Origin of the sequence: Mycobacterium sp. Root135 (assembly GCF_001426545.1) — a bacterium.
Classification (GTDB): Bacteria; Actinomycetota; Actinomycetes; order Mycobacteriales; family Mycobacteriaceae; genus Mycobacterium.
The window spans coordinates 741,699-758,223 of sequence record NZ_LMEZ01000007.1 but is presented as its reverse complement, the minus strand read 5'-3'; the positions used below and the strand labels follow the sequence as shown (position 1 = coordinate 758,223).

13 protein-coding genes are annotated in these 16,525 nt (G+C 68.7%); 10 read left to right on the top strand and 3 right to left on the bottom strand.

Features of this window, described 5'->3' with window-relative positions; genetic code table 11:
* Positions 1-194: 194 nt before the first annotated feature.
* Complete coding sequence (locus ASD37_RS23835; protein ID WP_156721048.1) at positions 195-1,064, top strand: type IV toxin-antitoxin system AbiEi family antitoxin domain-containing protein; 870 nt, start codon at positions 195-197, stop codon at positions 1,062-1,064.
* A 136-nt stretch (positions 1,065-1,200) separates the two neighbouring features.
* On the opposite strand, the gene ASD37_RS23830 is transcribed toward ASD37_RS23835, so the two are convergent.
* Positions 1,201-2,199, bottom strand: coding sequence for a LacI family DNA-binding transcriptional regulator (locus ASD37_RS23830; RefSeq protein ID WP_255354934.1), 999 nt, complete (start codon positions 2,197-2,199; stop codon positions 1,201-1,203).
* 181 nt (positions 2,200-2,380) lie between these two features.
* On the opposite strand from ASD37_RS23830, the gene ASD37_RS23825 reads away from it, so the two are divergent.
* The 5 genes from ASD37_RS23825 to ASD37_RS23805 are packed head-to-tail and all read left to right on the top strand — an operon-like array spanning position 2,381 to position 7,338.
* Positions 2,381-3,406 carry a zinc-dependent alcohol dehydrogenase family protein gene (locus tag ASD37_RS23825; protein WP_056557378.1) on the top strand — a complete coding sequence of 342 codons (1,026 nt, stop codon included), beginning with the start codon at positions 2,381-2,383 and terminating at the stop codon, positions 3,404-3,406.
* Complete coding sequence (locus tag ASD37_RS23820; RefSeq protein WP_056557374.1) at positions 3,403-4,428, top strand: class I mannose-6-phosphate isomerase; 1,026 nt, start codon at positions 3,403-3,405, stop codon at positions 4,426-4,428. Before ASD37_RS23825 ends, ASD37_RS23820 begins: the two co-directional genes overlap by 4 nt.
* Entirely contained in the window at positions 4,425-5,189 is a 765-nt protein-coding gene (locus ASD37_RS23815; RefSeq protein WP_056557601.1) for an ATP-binding cassette domain-containing protein, read from the top strand. Before ASD37_RS23820 ends, ASD37_RS23815 begins: the two co-directional genes overlap by 4 nt.
* Positions 5,186-6,280, top strand: a complete 1,095-nt coding sequence (locus tag ASD37_RS23810; protein WP_056557372.1) for an ABC transporter permease — start codon at positions 5,186-5,188, stop codon at positions 6,278-6,280. The genes ASD37_RS23815 and ASD37_RS23810 overlap by 4 nt, the downstream gene beginning before the upstream one ends.
* Positions 6,277-7,338, top strand: coding sequence for an ABC transporter substrate-binding protein (locus tag ASD37_RS23805; RefSeq protein ID WP_056557370.1), 1,062 nt, complete (start codon positions 6,277-6,279; stop codon positions 7,336-7,338). The genes ASD37_RS23810 and ASD37_RS23805 overlap by 4 nt, the downstream gene beginning before the upstream one ends.
* Positions 7,339-7,427: 89 nt before the next feature.
* Here the strand turns inward: ASD37_RS23805 and ASD37_RS23800 are convergent, their stop codons facing one another.
* Positions 7,428-8,270: a class II fructose-bisphosphate aldolase gene (locus ASD37_RS23800; protein WP_056557369.1), complete on the bottom strand. Its 843-nt coding sequence runs from the start codon at positions 8,268-8,270 to the stop codon at positions 7,428-7,430.
* A gap of 70 nt (positions 8,271-8,340) precedes the next feature.
* Here ASD37_RS23800 and ASD37_RS23795 point away from each other — a divergent pair, with 70 nt between their 5' ends.
* The 4 genes from ASD37_RS23795 to ASD37_RS23780 are packed head-to-tail and all read left to right on the top strand — an operon-like array spanning position 8,341 to position 12,085.
* Complete coding sequence (locus tag ASD37_RS23795; RefSeq protein WP_235568514.1) at positions 8,341-9,603, top strand: L-fuculokinase; 1,263 nt, start codon at positions 8,341-8,343, stop codon at positions 9,601-9,603.
* Entirely contained in the window at positions 9,600-10,376 is a 777-nt protein-coding gene (locus ASD37_RS23790) for a DeoR/GlpR family DNA-binding transcription regulator (protein ID WP_056557361.1), read from the top strand. Before ASD37_RS23795 ends, ASD37_RS23790 begins: the two co-directional genes overlap by 4 nt.
* Positions 10,373-11,305, top strand: coding sequence for a 1-phosphofructokinase family hexose kinase (locus ASD37_RS23785; protein ID WP_056557359.1), 933 nt, complete (start codon positions 10,373-10,375; stop codon positions 11,303-11,305). The genes ASD37_RS23790 and ASD37_RS23785 overlap by 4 nt, the downstream gene beginning before the upstream one ends.
* A 30-nt stretch (positions 11,306-11,335) precedes the next feature.
* On the top strand, positions 11,336-12,085 hold the full coding sequence (locus ASD37_RS23780) for a deoxyribonuclease IV (protein ID WP_056557356.1): 750 nt from the start codon (positions 11,336-11,338) through the stop codon (positions 12,083-12,085).
* Between the two features lie 10 nt (positions 12,086-12,095).
* Here the strand turns inward: ASD37_RS23780 and ASD37_RS23775 are convergent, their stop codons facing one another.
* Positions 12,096-16,346, bottom strand: coding sequence for an Ig-like domain-containing protein (locus ASD37_RS23775; protein ID WP_082570358.1), 4,251 nt, complete (start codon positions 16,344-16,346; stop codon positions 12,096-12,098).
* Positions 16,347-16,525: the final 179 nt, after the last annotated feature.

Below are 16,525 nucleotides of genomic sequence, written 5' to 3'. Positions count from 1 at the left end.
CTCCCGCGCACCCCTCCTCCCGCGCACCCCTCCTCCCGCGCACCCCTCCTTCTCCCGCGAGCAGACGCAAAAGTGCGCGACACGCCGAGTGTTTCCGCAGGTTTGCGACTGCTCGGCAATCCACAGTTGCGCGTTCATCCACAAATTGCTCGGCGGGTCTATTGGGGCCGCAGCCCTCGAGCCAGCATCGAACGATGTTGCTCGATGCGATGTTCAGTTGCCGAGGCGGCCTGGCCACGACGGCGGAGCTCTCGACGTCCTTGAATGCCAGAACGCTGGCGCTGTACGTCGAGGCGGGTGCGATCGTGCGCGTGTGTCACGGCGTCTATGCGCTGTCACCGCCGGACATCGTGGGCCGACTGACTGCCTTGGACCTGATGACCGGGCGAGATCTGGTGGCGTGCATGAACACTGCGGCGGCGTTGCACGGCTTCGACACCGAGAACGACCCGCGGGTGCACGTCCTTGATCCGGGAATCCGGATGCGGTCGACGGATGCGGTGACGGTGCATCAGCGGTTGGGAGCCCCGCTGAGGCGGGTTGGCGAACGGCTGGCCACCACGCCCGCGTGGGCTGCTGTCGAAGTGGCAAGGACGTTGCGGCGACCTCGTGGGTTGGCAATCCTCGACGCCGCCCTCCGCTCGGGAACGTGCACTGTGGCTGACCTGCGCGCCGCAACCGCCCTGCAGAAGGGCCGGCGTGGAATCGTCCGCGTGCGGGAGTTGGTGGAGCACGCCGATGCTCGCGCCGAGTCGCCGATGGAGAGTGAGGCGCGGCTCGTGTTCATCGACGGTGGATTGCCTATGCCCGTGCTGCAGTACGAGATCGTCGACCGCTGCGGCGACCTGTGGCGGACCGACTTTGCCTGGCCGGCAGAGATGCTCGTCGCCGAATACGACAGCATGCAATGGCACGCGAGTCCGGAGGCGTTACGACACGATCGGATGAAGACCGCGCGCTTGCAGGAGTGCGGGTATCGAGTGGTCCCGCTCGTGGTGGACGACGTGCGGCGCCGGCCAGGGGACCTCGTCGGGCGGATTTTCAGCCACCTGCAAGCCGCCTGACCCCGTTGTCCCCTTCGTCCCTCCTCGCGAGCAGGCGCAAAGTTGCACGGACACTCGGCGTGTCGCGCACTTTTGCGTCTGCTCGCGGGGAAGTGGGGGAGGGAAGGGGAGTGAGGGGAGTGGGGAGGGGCGCGGCTCAGTGGCCGGGGTGGACGGTGTCGCCAGGCATCGCGCATGACGTCCGCGTCAGCAGCGAGACGGGCAGCACGGTGCGCCGACGCATCTTGCGGTCGGGCCCGTCGAGGCGCTCGAAGAGGCGCTCCACCGCGAGTCGGCCCATCTCGTCGGCGTCCTGGTTGATCACCGTGACGGCTGGGCGAAGGGCCGCGGCGGTGGGGAAGTCGCCGAAGCCGATGACGGCAACGTCGTTGCGCCCCAACGACTGTAGCGCCGTCACGACCGACACCGTGCAGCGAGCGTTCGACGAGAACACTGCCGTCGGCGGCTGGGGCTCGGCGAGGATGCGGCGCAACGCGGTGGTGATGGTTTCGGTGTCGACCTCGCCGAGGTGGACGAGTCCGTCGTGGTGCGGCAGGCCGGCGTCGGCCAGTGCCTGTCGGCACCCCTCGAGGCGCAAGAGACCGGTGACGACGTCGTCGCCCATGAACGCCACCGTGCGGTGACCGTGCGCGAGCAGATGGGCGGTCCCCTCCCGGCCGCCGCCCACGTCGTCCTGAACCACGGCGTCGGCGGTCAGCTTGGCGGGCATCCGGTCGACGAACACCAGGGGTGCCCGGGCCTGCCACGGGCGGAGGAAGGACATGTCGGGCCCCACGGGGCAGATGATCATCCCGGCGACCCTGCGATGCAGCACCGCCTCGATCGACCGCCGCTCGTGGGAGGGCTCCCAACCGACGCTGGTGACGATGACGGCGACGCCCCGACGGCTGGCCTCTCGCTCGACCGCGCTGATGATGCCTGCGAAGAAGGGGTCGGCGACGCCCGGCACCGCCACCCCGATCGCCGCGTCGCGCCCGGTGCGGAACGTGACCGCCAGCATGTTGGGTACGTACTGCAGTTCGTCGATCGCCTGCTCGACGCGGAGTCGGACTTCGGCGGAGACGTAACGGTCGTTGTTGACCACGCGAGACACGGTTTTCGCGCTCACACCAGCGTGAGCTGCCACGTCGCGCATCGTCGCCATCGACCGTCCTCCCTGTCCGGGTCGACAGTATGTCACCGATGTCAGAGAAATGGCGGCGACTTTTCTGACACCGGTGACATAGGCGCGGAAGTGGCGTACCGTCTCGGCTCGAAGCAATCACGAGAGTGACGCAGGTAACAGCAACGACGCGGGAAAGAGGCGGAGCCGACGGATGAAGGCGGTGTCCTACGAAGGCCCCAAGACGTGGTCGGTGGCCGAGGTCCCCACGCCCGAGGCGGCACCGGGGCAGGTGCGGATCAAGGTGGACCAGGTCGGAGTGTGCGGCACCGATCTGCACATTCACGAAGGCGAATTCGGCGCGGTTTTCCCGCTGATCCCCGGGCACGAGTTGGTCGGCATCGTCGACCAACTCGGCGACGGCGTCACCCGGTTTCGGCTCGGCGAACAGGTCACCGTCAACCCGAACGTGTACTGCGGCCAATGTCCGTACTGCCTGGCCGGCCGGTTGGGACAGTGCGAGTCGATGCTGGGATTCGGCAGCAACTTTCCTGGCTTCTTCGCCGAATACGCGGTCGCCGACCACACGCTGGTCTTCTCGGCCGAGGGCCTCGACAAGGACACCGCGGTGTTCTGCGAGCCGACGTCGTGCGCGATGCACGGCCTCGAGTCCCTGCAGATGCGTCCCGGCGGCAGCGCTCTGGTGCTCGGTGCAGGCCCGACGGGACTCCTGCTGGCGCAGCTGATCGCCTCGGGCGGCGCGTCGTCGGTGACGGTGGCCGGGCCCAGCCAGTTCAAGCTCGACACCGCCCGCGGCCTTGGCGTGGATCGCACGGTGCGGATCGCGCGCGACGACCCCGACGCCAACATCGCCACGCTTCTGGCGGCCTCGCCGCACGGGGACGGGTACGACGCCGTCGTCGAGGCCACCGGATCGCCGGTGGTGGGCGACATCTGCGTGCCGCTCACCCGCCGCGGCGGCACGGTGCTGATCTACGGCGTCACGCGCGCCGACGACCTCGTCCGCTTTCACCCCTTCGACGTGTTCCGGCGCGAAATCACCATCAGGGGATCGTTCGCCGAGATGACGTCGTTCGGCGCGGCCATCGACGCGCTGCGCGGCGGCCGGGTGCGCACCAACGGCCTCATCACCCACCGCTTCGGCCTCGACGAGTACGGCATGGCACTGCAGACGTTGCGCGGTGACGCGAGCGCGCACAAGGTGGTGATCGAGCTGTGAGCCCAGATGCACAACTGTTGCCGCCCAACGTGATCGAACACTGGTACGCCGGTGGCCCCGCGTTGGCGGCGTGGCGGGGGCTGGCAGCGGTCGGGAACCGCTCGCCCGAGGAGTGGATCGGCGCCACCGTCGCCAGGTTCGGTGATCCCGACCATGGCCCGGCTGCCCTGGCCGACGGGACCCCGTTGGTCGACGCGGTGCGCACCGACCCCGTCGCCTGGCTGGGTCGTGCCGACGGGGCGCCGGGGGACACCGGTGTGCTGGTGAAGCTGCTCGACGCCGGCCAGCGGCTACCCGTTCACGTGCACCCCACCCGGGACTACGCCTGCCGTCACCTCGGCTGCGCCTACGGCAAGACCGAAGCCTGGTACGTCCTCGAGGCCGGTCCGGATGCGGCGGTCTGGGTCGGCTGGCGCGAGGACGTCACGCCGCAGCGCGTCCGCGAACTCGTCGACGACCAGGACGCCGAGACCATGCTCGCCCTCATGCACCGCATCCCCGTGCGCCCCGGTGACGGCGTGCTGGTTCCCGGTGGCACACCGCATGCGATCGGCGCGGGCATCCTGCTCGTCGAGGCGCAGGAACCCACCGATCAGTCGATTCTGTTGGAGCGCAACAACACCGACGCGTCCGACGCCGAGGTCTTCCTCGGGCTGGACCGCGACACCGCGCTGTCCGTCGTCAGTACAGCCGCCGTTGCCGATCCGGGCGTGTTGCTCCGCCACGCGGAGGCCGGGCCAGCCGAAGTGGTGAGCGTGTTGCCCGCCGACGCCGACCCCTACTTCCACATGGAACTGCTCACCGCGGGGGCCGACGTCCCGGCCGGGTTCGCCGTCGCCGTGGTGGTGGCGGGCAGCGGTGTGCTCACCTCCGCCGGCGGCGCACCGCTGAACGTGACGGCCGGACAGGCACTCGTCGTCCCCGCCGCGTGCGGCACCTGGAGCGTCGACGGCGACGCCCGGTTACTCGTCTGCAGGGCGGGCACCTCGTGGCCGCCCCACCGACCGGAAGGCACCTCATGACCGCACTGCTCGAGGCCCGGGCCATCTCGCGAAGCTTCGGCCACGTCCGCGCCCTCGACGGCGCAGACTTCGACGTCGAGGCGGGTGAGGTGGTCGGACTGATCGGCGACAACGGCGCTGGCAAGTCCACGCTCATCAAGGCACTGTCGGGGAGCCTGGAACTCGACGAGGGCGAGGTCTACTTCGAGGGCGCGCCCATCAGACTGGCAAGTCCGCGCGAGGCGAACGATCTCGGAATCGAGGTCGTGTATCAAGACCTCGCGCTCGCGCCGCACCTCAACCCCGTGCAAAACGTGTTCCTGGGAAGGGAACTCAGCCGCAAGGGGCCGCTCGGACGATTCGGCTTCCTCGACGAGAGGGAGATGCGCAGGCAGGCCGCCGCGTCGTTCGCCGAACTCGGGGCGACGGTCCGGTCGCTGAACACCCCCGTCGGGTCGATGTCCGGCGGTCAGCGCCAAGGCATCGCCATCGCCCGCGCCATCGCGTGGGCGGACAAGGTCGTCATCCTCGACGAACCGACCGCCGCGCTCGGCGTGGTGCAGACCAAGAACGTCCTCGAGTCGGTGAAACGCGTGCGCGACAAGGGCATTGCGGTGGTCTTCATCAGCCACTCGATGCCGCACGTGCTCGAGATCTGCGACCGCATCCAGGTGCTTCGACTGGGCCGGCGGGTTGCGACCTATCGCGGCAGCGACACCACGGTGGAGACCTTGGTCGGCGCGATGACCGGCGCCCTCGACGGACGGGAAGGTGCGGCATGAGTACCGTCGCGAATCAACCCACGGTGGCCGTGTCCGGGGCCGACGACGGCGACGAGTCCTTGGTGAAGCGCCTGCTGAGCCTGCAGGCGATCTGGATCCTCGGTGTGCTGATCGTCATCTGCGTGGCGTTCTCCGTCGTCGCGGGTGATCGCTTCCTGTCGGCGGGCAACTTCTCGCTGATGTCGCAGAACGTCGCGGTGTGGGCGGTGCTCGGCGTAGGGATGACCTTCGTGATCATCACGTCCGGCATCGACCTGTCGGTCGGGTCGGTGCTGGTGTTCTCGTCGGTCGTCGCGGCGAAGGTGATGGCGGCCATGGGCGGCAACGGTCCGGGAGTGGCGGCCGCGGGTCTGGTGGCCGCGGTGCTCAGCGGCACGGTCTGGGGTGCCGTCAACGGCATCCTGGTCGCCAAGGCCAGGGTGCCTGCGCTGATCGTGACGCTCGGAACCCTTTCGGTGGCACTCGGTCTGGCGCAGGTGATCACCGGCGGAATCGACATCCGCTCGGTGCCAACCGAACTCACCGACTTCAGCGCCTACATCAAGGTACTCGGCATTCCCGGCCTGCCGTTCGTGGCGTTGATCGTGGTGATCCTCGGTGCAATCCTGCTGCACAAGAACAGGTTCGGCCGCTACACCTATGCCATCGGTTCCAACCAGGAGGCGGCGCGACGCACGGGCATCAAGGTGACCCGCCACCTGATCGCCGTCTACGCGTTGGCGGGCACCCTGGCTGGGTTCGGCGCGCTGCTGTCGCTGGCCCAATACGGCACGACGACCATCGCAGGCCAGTCGCTGACCAACCTCAACGTCATCGCCGCGGTCGTGATCGGCGGAACGTCGATCTTCGGTGGCGAGGGCACGGTGTTCGGCACCCTCGTCGGGCTGTTCATCCCCGCCGTGCTGCAGTCGGGATTCGTCATCATCGGCGTCCAGCCGTACTGGCAGGGGGTCGCAGTCGGTTCGGTGTTGATCGCCGCGGTCTACGTCGACCAGTCCCGGCGCGCGGCGGCCATGCGCAGCGCACGCTCTCGAAATCCTCTCAACCGCAGAGGATCCCCGCGAGGTTCACAACGAAGGGAAAGTCCATGAACCGAAACCGTCTCGTGTTCGTCGCGAGCGTCATGACGCTCGCGTTGCCGATGGCCGCCTGCACGTCGTCCAAGCCCCAGTCCGAACCGAGCGGCACGTCGACTGGTGGCGCGGCGTCGTCGTCCTCCTCGGCCGCCCCGCAGGCGGCGGTCACCACCGTCGCCGCGCCGCCAAAGGCCAGCAAGGAATACGACATTGCGCTCCTGCAGGGCGTGGTTGGCGACCAGTTCTACATCACCATGCAGTGCGGCGCTCAGGAGGAAGCCGCCAAGCTGGGCGTCAAGGTGAACACGCAGGGGCCGCAGAAGTTCGACCCCACCCTGCAGAAGCCGATCCTCGACTCGATCGTGGCGAGCAAGCCCGACGCGCTGTTGGTGGCGCCGACCGACGTCCAGGCCCTGCAACAACCGCTGCAGCAGGCCGCCGCGGCGGGCATCAAGGTCGTCCTCGTCGACACCACGACCGCCGATCCGTCGTTCGCGACGTCGGCGATCTCCAGTGACAACGAGGGGGGCGGCGCGGCGGCGTTCGACGCCATCAAGCAACTGCACCCCGAGGGCGGCAAGGTCATGGTGATGGGGCTGGAGCCTGGCGTCTCGACGACCGACGCGCGCGCCAAGGGATTCGAGGACGCGGTCAAAGCCGACCCGAAGTTCAACTACGTCGGCGTGCAGTTCAGCCACAACGACCCGGCGACGGCCGCACAGCTGGTCGGCGCGCAGTTGCAGCGCGATCCCGATCTGGTCGGCGTCTTCGCGGTCAACCTGTTCTCCGCCGAAGGCGCGGCCACCGGCATCAAGCAGGCGGGCAAGAGCGGTCAGGTGCAGGTCGTCGGATTCGACGCCGGCCCCAACCAAATTCAAGCGCTGCGCGAGGGCACCGTGCAGGCGCTCGTCGCGCAGGATCCCGGCGCCATCGGCAGGTTCGGCGTCGACGAAGCGGTGACGGCTCTGGACGGCGGCCAGAACACGCCCAACGTGCAAACCGGGTTCACGATCATCACCAAGGAGAACCTGGACGGCGAGGGTGGGGCGGCGGCGTACAAGTCGGAGTGCTGATCACCTCCCGCCGAGTGTGGACTTCTGTCACGCCATCTCAGGATCTGCGTGGCAAATGTCCACACTCGGCGGCTATGGGGAAGGTCGGGTCAGCGGCTGATCACGTCGAGCAGGTGGGCGACGGTGTCGCCGATCGCCGCGCGCGCCGAGCGCAGGGCCTTGCGCGGGTCGACGGCGTCGTCGGCCGCCAGGGCGGACCGCACAGCGCCGGTGTAGGCGACGTTCAACGCGGTCCCCACGTTCACCTTGACGATGCCGGCTTGCACGGCGGCGCGCAGCGCGTCGTCGGGCACGCCGGACGAGCCGTGCAGCACCAGGGGCACCGACAACGCGTCCCGCAGGGCGGCGATCAGGTCGAGGTCGAGTTCTGCGGTGCGAGTGGTCATGGCGTGTGAGCTGCCGACCGCGACGGCAAGCGCGTCAACGCCTGTGGCGCTGACGAATTCGGCCGCTTGCCGGGGATCGGTGCGGACACCGGGGGCGTGGGCGTTGCTGACCTGGCTGTCCTTGCCGCCGACGTAGCCCAATTCGGCCTCGACGGCCAAGCCCCGTCCGTGCAGCAGTGCGGTGGCCTCGGCGGTGACGGCGACGTTGCGGTCGTACGGCAGGGCGCCGCCGTCGACCATCACCGACGAGTATCCGGCGTCGGCTGCCTGCTCCCAGAGGTGCGGCGCCTCGACGTGGTCGAGGTGTAGGCCGACCGGCACGCCGGCGTCGGCGGCCAAGGCGGCGAGCGCAGCGCTGATCGGGCGCAGCGCGCCATGGAAGGCCACGGTGTTCTCGCTGACCTGCAGGATGACCGGAGCGGCGGCATGCTGGGCGCCCGCGACGATGCCCTCCCCGTGTTCGAGGGTGACCACGTTGAAGGCGGCTACGCCACTGCCGTTCGCGGCGGCCGTACGCAGTAGTTCAGCCGTGGGGACCAGCGGCATGACGGCTCCTGTCGGGGCTTGACGGACATCCAATCAAACGCAACCATATCCAGGTACCTCCAATTGGGCAATGGGCAGGAGAACGATGGCCGCGTTCGCCGGGCTGGACGTCGGCACCACCTCGAGCAAGGCCGTGGTCTACGACGACGACGGACTCGTCCTCGGTGCCGGACGTGCCGCCACGACGTGGGAGTCCACGCCCGACGGCACTGAGATCAATGCAGAGGCATTGCGCCGCAGTGCTTTTGAGGCTCTCAACGCCGCGGCGGTCGACGCCGGGGTCGAGGTCCGCGCCGTCGGCGTGACCTGCATGGGGGAGTCCGGCGTCCTCGTCGACGCGCGCGAACGCCCGCTCGCCCCCGTCATCGCCTGGCACGACGACCGCGACGGCGACGAGGTGGCCGACCTCGCGGCGACCATCGGCGCCGAGACCTTCGGCGGCATCGCCGGAAAGCCCCTGCGAGGCCAGTTCTCGCTGACCAAGCACCGCTGGCTCCTGCGCCACGCACCGGCGACGCGTGACGCGACGACCCGGTTCGACGTCGGCGGCTGGGTGGTGCGGCAGCTCGGCGGCGATGCGGTTCTCGAACTCTCCTTGGCCGGCCGCACCGGATGGCTCGACGTCGCGACTGGCGACTGGTGGGATGCGGCGCTGGACTGGTCGGGTGCCCGTCGCGAGCTGATGCCGCCGTTGGTGGCGGCCGGAGTGCCGGTCGGCGTCATCTCCTCCGACGCGGTCAGCCCGCTGCTCCGCGGCGCGATCCTGACCTTGGCCGGCCACGACCATCAAGCCTCCGCACTCGGTGCCCGCGCCACCGGCCAAGGGCACGAACTGGATTCGTCAGGAACCGCCGAAGCGTTGGTCCGCACCATCACCCCGATTCCGTCTCGCATCGACGTCGCGCGGCTCGCCAACGCGGGCATCACCACAGACCCGAGCATCGAGGCCGGCCACTGGAGTCTGCTCGGCGGCACCGAGGGCGGGTTGGCGCAGTTGCGGGCCATGGAGCGCCTCGGCGCCGACGTGGCGCAGTTGGACGCCGCCGCTGAAGCCGGCAGCGGGCCTGGCGTCGAGTGGCGCACCGTGGTCGCCACGGCCGCCGACGAGGCGTTGGCACTCCACCGCGCCATGGACGACGTCGTGGGCCCGGCCGCCCGAGTCGTCGTCACCGGTGGGTGGCGCCACAGCGCAGAAGTGATGCGCGCCAAAGTCGCCCGATTCGGCCCGCTCGAGGTGTCGAGTGTCGAGGAGGCCGGCGCCCTCGGTGCGGCCACCCTCGCCGCCCGGGCCTGCGGCGACATCGGCGCGAACGATCACCTGGGTGACCCATGAGCAGGACGTGGTTCGCCGACGAACGCCACGCCGAGGTGCTACGGCTGCTCGCCGCTGATCGGCGCGTCGAAAGTGCCCGGCTGGCAGAGCGATTCGACGTCAGCGCCGAAAGTGTCCGCAAAGACCTCGCCCTCCTCGAAGAGCGCGGCCTCCTGCGTCGGGTTCACGGCGGCGCCGTGCCGTGCGAGCCCAGCCGCGCCGAAGCACACGTCGCCGACCGCGACGTACGCCTGGCCCAGAAGTCGTCGATCGCCCGTCGGGCGCTGCGGTTCGTCCCCGACGGCGGTTCACTGCTACTCGACGCGGGCTCCACGACCCTGCGGCTGGCCGAGATGCTGCCCGCCGACCGCGGACTCGTCGTCTACACCAACTCCTGGCCCGTCGGCGCGGCCCTGCACGAACGGGGGATCGACGTGGTGGCACTCGGTGGCCGAATCCGACCGGCGACGATGGCCTCCGTCGGCCTGCTCACCGGCCAGGCGCTGGCAGGAGTCAACGTCGACGTCGCGTTCCTCGGCACCAACGCACTGTCGTTCGACCGCGGCCTCACCACCCCCGACGCCGACGAAGCCGACGTCAAACACCAGATGCTGGCCGCAGCCAGGCAGCGGGTCTTCCTGGTCGACTCCAGCAAGTTCGGACGCGTGAGTCACGCCAGGCACGCCACTCTCGACGACGTCGACGTGTTGATCACCGACGCCGAGGCGACCGCCGCGCACCGTAAACGGCTGCGGGCGGCCGGAGTCACCGTCGAGGTGGCCGCCGACCGATGATCGTGACCGTCACTCCCAACCCGAGCCTCGATCGCACACTGCATCTTCCACGGCTCGAACCCGGAGCCGTCAACCGCGCCACCGCCACCATGACCGAACCCAGCGGCAAGGGCGTCAACGTCGCCCTGGCCTTGCACGGGGTCGGTGTCGAGGTGCGCGCCGTGCTTCCCGTCGGCGGCAGCGTGGGACGTGAAATGCGCTCTGCCCTGGAGCAATTGGGATTGGACATAGTCGGCGTGCCGATCGCGGGCGACGTCCGCAGCAACGTCTCTCTCGTCGAAGCCGACGGCCGCAGCACCAAGGTCAACGAGCCCGGCCCCGCGCTGTCCGACGACGAGGTCGACGCGCTGTGTGCCGCGGCGCGCTCCGGCGACCGGGTGTTGTGGGCGGGCAGTCTGCCCGCCGGATTCGCCCCGAGCCGGCTGGCCCGGGCGGTCGCCGAGGCGCGCGCGGCGGGCCGATGGGTGGCGGTCGACGCGTCCGGCCCCGTGCTGGCAGCGGTGCTGGACAACGACCGGGACGGGTTGCCGCATCTGGTCAAGCCGAACGCCGACGAGCTCGCCGAGGTGCTCGGCGTCGAGTTGCGCACCGTCGGCGACGTCGAGGCGGCCGCGCGCACGCTGCTCGGTCGCGGCGTCGACGCCGTGTTGGTGAGCCTCGGTGGCGCCGGAGCCCTGCTGGTCGACGCCCACCTTCCCGAGGCGCTGCACGGCGTCGCCCCGGTCCGGCGCGTCGTCAACACCGTCGGGGCGGGGGACGCGTTCCTGGCCGGCTACCTTGCCGAGCCCGGCGGTGGAGTCGAGGCCCTGGCCAGTGCGCTGCGCTTCGGGGCAACTGCCGTCGAACACGACGGCACGCTGCTCGGGGTGCCGGACCCCCGCCGGTCGGTGCACATCGGCCCGGCCAGGGCCGACACACCTCTGACCTGAGCTGTCGGACGGCCGACCTAGACTGGCCGCGTGCTGATCGGTTCGCATGTCCACGACGACGACCCTTTGGCCTCCGCTGCGGCGGAGGGTGCCGAGGTGGTGCAGTTCTTCCTCGGAAACCCGCAGAGCTGGAAGAAGCCGAAGCCGCGCGAGGACGCCGAGGCGTTACGTGCTTCGAGCGTGCCGCTCTACGTGCACGCCCCTTATCTGATCAACGTGGCGTCGGCGAACAACCGCGTGCGCATCCCGTCGCGGAAAATCCTGCAGGACACGTGTGACGCCGCCGCGGACGTCGGCGCCGCGGCCGTCATCGTCCACGGCGGGCACGCAGACGACAATGACATGGACGCCGGGTTCGAGCGGTGGGTCAAGGCGCTGGACTCGCTGACGACCGACGTGCCGGTGTACCTGGAGAACACCGCGGGCGGTGACCACGCGATGGCCCGCCACTTCGACACGATCGCCCGGCTGTGGGATCACATCGGCGACAAGGGAATTGGCTTCTGCCTCGACACGTGCCACGCGTGGGCGGCCGGCGAGGCGTTGATCGACGCCGTCGAGCGAATCAAGTCCATCACCGGCCGCATCGACCTCGTGCATTGCAACGACTCGCGCGACGCCGCGGGTTCGGGCGCCGACCGACACGCCAACTTCGGCACCGGCCAGATTGACCCGCAGCTGCTGGTCGCCGTGGTGAAGGCCGCCGACGCCCCCGTCATCTGCGAGACCTCCGACGAGGGACGCAAGGACGACATCGCGTTCCTACGCGACAACGTCTGACCCCGAACGCCTACAGCCCCGTTGCGTTCTTCGCAGCCTCGATCAACTTGTTCTCTGCGAGGACCAGTTTGACGGTGAAGAGCGCAAGCTTCGGGATCCAGTTGACGTCGAACAGGCCGAACGACGCTTCGGTCGCGCTGGCGTCGTTGGTGTCGACCAGCTGGTGAATGAACGTGGGCCCCGCGAACGGCAGGGTGCGCCACGTCCTCAGGAAGTCGCCCAAGAACAGCGCCTGGCTTGCCTGGGACACCAGCGACGACGGCTGCCCGTACTCCGTCGCCCAGATCTTCTTGTCACCGTCGCCGTTGGCCACCATCAAGGCGTAGATACGCTTCGCCTGGTTGAGTGGCGACTCGGGGTACGCCCCCTGCTGGGAGAACGCCTGGTTGTAGAGGTACGGGTGAAACGAGAGAGCGTCGAAGTAGCCCGCCGCGCCGGCGGCGTACATCTCGGAGATGAACCGCACCGGGTTGACCGCGATGTTGCCGAAGTCGACCACCGCGCCGACGGCCCCTGCGACGACCATCGCGTTCGGGTCGGCGGACTTGATCGCCGTGTAGGCAGCCTTGAGCAGCTCGGTGTATTGCGCCGCGTTGGGCGACGGCTGCCAGAACTGAATTCCGTTGGGCTCGTTCCACACCTCGTAGCTGCCGACCTTGCCCTTGTACCGAGTGGCGACGGCCTTCGCGAACTTCGCGAATTGCGCGTTGTCCTTGGGCATTCCGGCGAGCGGAAGCGTGTTCGGCGCGGCCGCCCACAACGGCGTCGAGTTGAGCACGCCGAGCACCTTGATGCCGCGCAGCGCCGCAGAGTTCACCACGCGGTCCATGGCGGTCCAGCTGTAGACGCCCGGGAACGTTTCGATCGCAGCCCACGGGATGAGAACCCTGACAGTGTCGATCCCGTTGGCCTTCAACGCGTCGAACGCGTCGTTGATCTGGGCTTGGGTGTAGAACAGCATGTCGGGAGCGTGGACGGCAATGCCCGTCGGCCGCTGATCCACTGCAATCGCAGACGGCGGTACGACGGTGACGGACACCGTGGTCGTCGTCAGGCCACCCAAGCCGTCGCTGACGGTGACGGTGAACTTGTCCACGTCCTCGCCGGGGGTGACCAGCGCGGTGTAGCGGGAGTCCACGCTCGGGGTGTAGGTGAAGGCGCCCGTGAGGGGGTCGATCTTCACCACGCCCTTGGTCGGTCCGCCGGTCACCGTGTACTTGACCGGGTCGCCTTCGGGATCGACGGACGTCACCGTGCCAGTGACGGTGCCGAGCGCCGAGGACGTGCTCGTGACGACCACGTGACCGGTTGACGGCGGCCGGTTGCCAGGGGGATACGGCTCGATCGGGACGGTGAGAGTCAGCTTCGCGGTGCCGCCGTATCCGTCGGTCACAGTGATGGCGATGGCCTCCGACTTCGTCGCCGCGGACGCGTTGGCGGCGGAGGCGGCATCGCGTGCCGCCGTCGTCGGCGTGTAAGTGAACGTGCCGTCGGGCCGGACGACGATGGTCCCCTTCTTGGGGCCGGTGACCTTGTACGTCAGCGAATCCCCGTCGGCGTCGACGGTCGGGATCGTCCCGGTGACGACCCCGGTGCGCGGATCAATCTGAACCCCGGTGCTGCCGCCGCCGGTGGGGGCGACGTTCGCAGGCTTGATCGTCACGCTCACCACGACGTTGACGACGCCGCCGTGCCCGTCGGCCACCGCGACGGTGAACGTGTCCTTCTTGTCTGCGGCAGTGGCACCGATCTTCATCGCGGCGTGGCGTGCTTCGGCCGTCGGCGTGTAGGTGAAAGCGCCTGTCCCCGTTATCGTCACGACGCCCTTGGTGGGACCACTCGCCTGTGAGTAGGTGACGGCGTCCTTGTCGGGATCGGTTCCCTTGACGCTGCCCGTGACGACGCCTGCGGCATTCGGACTGCCGACGGTCTTCTTGACGGTTGGCACCTTGTTGGTCGGGCTGATCGCGACGGTGATCGTCGTGGTGACGAAGCCTCGTCTGCCGTCGTACACCGTCACGGTGAAGGAGTCGGTGGTGACGGCGGATGGTGCGCCCAGTGTCGAGGCGGCATGCCTGGCCGCTGCGGTCGGCGTGTAAGTGAAGGTGCCGTTCGCGTTGACGACGACCTTGCCCTTGCCCGGCGCCCCGGACACGACGTAGCTCAACGGGTCTCCGTCGGGGTCGGTCACCCCGATGGTTCCGGTGGTCGCTCCCGTCGACGAACTCGGCGTTCCCGTGGTCGGGGTTCCCGCCGTCGGCCGTGCGTTTGGCGGTGTCAGCGAGACAACGTGAACCGTGCCCGCGTCGTAATCCGTCACGTACAGCTCGGTGCCGTCCGGGCTGATGATCGTCGCCGGTGCTTGGGACAGGGGAGTGGTCGACGGGCGGGTGCTCACTTCGCTGAGCAGTTGTCCGCTTACTACGCCGAATGCCCTTACGCGACCGGCGTCGTCGGTCACCAGAACGGTGCTTCCGTCCCTGGTGACCGCCAGCCCCGTGGCGACGCCACCGGTTTGAATGGACTTCACGACGGCTCGCGTCTTCGCGTCGATCACGGTGACAATGCCGTCGGATTGGCTCACGAAGATCTTGGCGTTGTCCGCACTGACCACCACACCCGTTGCGGGGCCGGACAATTCGGCGATCTTGGTCGCGGTCGTCGAGGTGGGGGCGAACATCAGCACCGTGGAGGTGCCGGTGGCACTCGTGGCGGTGACGTAGACGTACTTCGAGTCGGGGCTGACGACCACCTCGGTCGGGCGTGAGCCGACGGGCAGCTTCGTGACGGTGGCAATCTTGTTGGTAGAGGTGCTGATACGCGTCACGGTGCCGTTGGCGTCGTTGGTGACGAAGACCGAGCCCCCGCTCGGGCTGACCGTTATGGCGGTGGGCGCGTTCACGGCGATGGACGCCTTCACCAGACCGGTGGCGGTGTCGATGACGGTGACGGTGTTCTTGGTCGAGCTCGACACGTAGAGCCTGGTGCCGTCTGGCTTGACCGCGACGCCGTCGGGTTCTGCGCCTGCGGCGAAGGTGCCCACCACGGTGCCGGTCACGGTGTCGAACACCGTGACGGTGCCTGCGCCGCGGTTCGTGACGTACGCGCGCGTATTCGTGGCGGCGGCGGCGCCTCCCCCTCCCGCCGGCACGTCGGTGCGCACGGCCAGCGGAACGGCTCCGATGGGGATGTCGATCTGGAGGGCCACCTTGTTGACGCCGTCGGAGGCGGTGACCGTCATGGCGATGGTGTCGACCGTCGTCGTCAGGGCGGCAAGTACCCGCTGAGCCGTCGTCGGGGTGTAGGTGAAGGACGCGGTTTTTGTGTTGTACACCAGGGTTCCGGTGGTGGGCTTGCCCGTCACCGCGAAGGTGACCTTCTTGCCCTGGTCGTCCGTGCCGACGAGCTGGCCCGTGATCGCGCCGGTGGTCGGATTGGGGGTGCCGAACACCGCTTGGCCGGTGGGGGGCGCGTTGACTGCGGTCGCCGCCAGGGTGATGGCGGTTTGCGCCGTCTTTGCCTCGGTGGCCGCGGTCGTGGTCACACCCACTTCGCGGCGAGCGGCGGCGAGGAGCATCCATGACAGCGGTGACTCGGCGACACCGCGCTCCAGGGCCTTCAAGAACGACGACAGCGCGACCCCGACGGCATTGTGGAGGGCCGACGTGATGACCGCTTGGACCGGACTCACCATGACCGGCGGTGCTGCCACCGCGGGTGCCGTCGTGACTTGCATGGCCGGTGCGGCGGTGGCGACCGGGGTCTTGGCGGTTTGCGTCTCCGTCTGCATCGACGTCGCCACGTCGTCGACCGTCTTGGTGAGGCGGGTGGTCTGCGCCGATGTGGACGTGGCCGGTTTGGTTCGGGTCTTGGTGCCCGATTTCGACTTCGCGTCGTCTGCGGACTTGTTTCCGTATGTGGAGGTGTGCGCGCCGCCAGAGGAGGACACCGTCACTCCCGGCGCGACGTCGACGGTGTTCGAGGTCCCGGTTCCGCTGCCCGAAGGGGTGGTGGGGCCAGACGGGCTTACGGGCGGTGACGTCGCCGGGGGATTGTTGGTCGGGTTCGGGGAGGTCTCGACCCCCGACGGCCCGGTGGTGTCGGGCGTGCCGTTGCTGCTTGCGGGCGTCGATTTGTCGGGGCTGTCGCTCGCCGTTTCCGAGTCGGCCCACGCAATGCCCGCCGGGGCAGCGATGGCCGACCCAATCCCCAGGGCAACTGCCAAGGCGCCGATTCGCCCGACGTAACTACTGTTCTTCATGCTACGAGACCCCAAATGTCAGCAATCATCGGCCTGCGACCATTACGGGCCGTAGGTCAGCTTTATGAATTGAAAAGGTTTGACGTCGTCGTTAGTTTACCGCGTTGTGACCGTTGCTGCATACGTAGGTACAATGTTTGCTAAGAATACCTGAGAACATACTTATGCCAGTTCAGCAG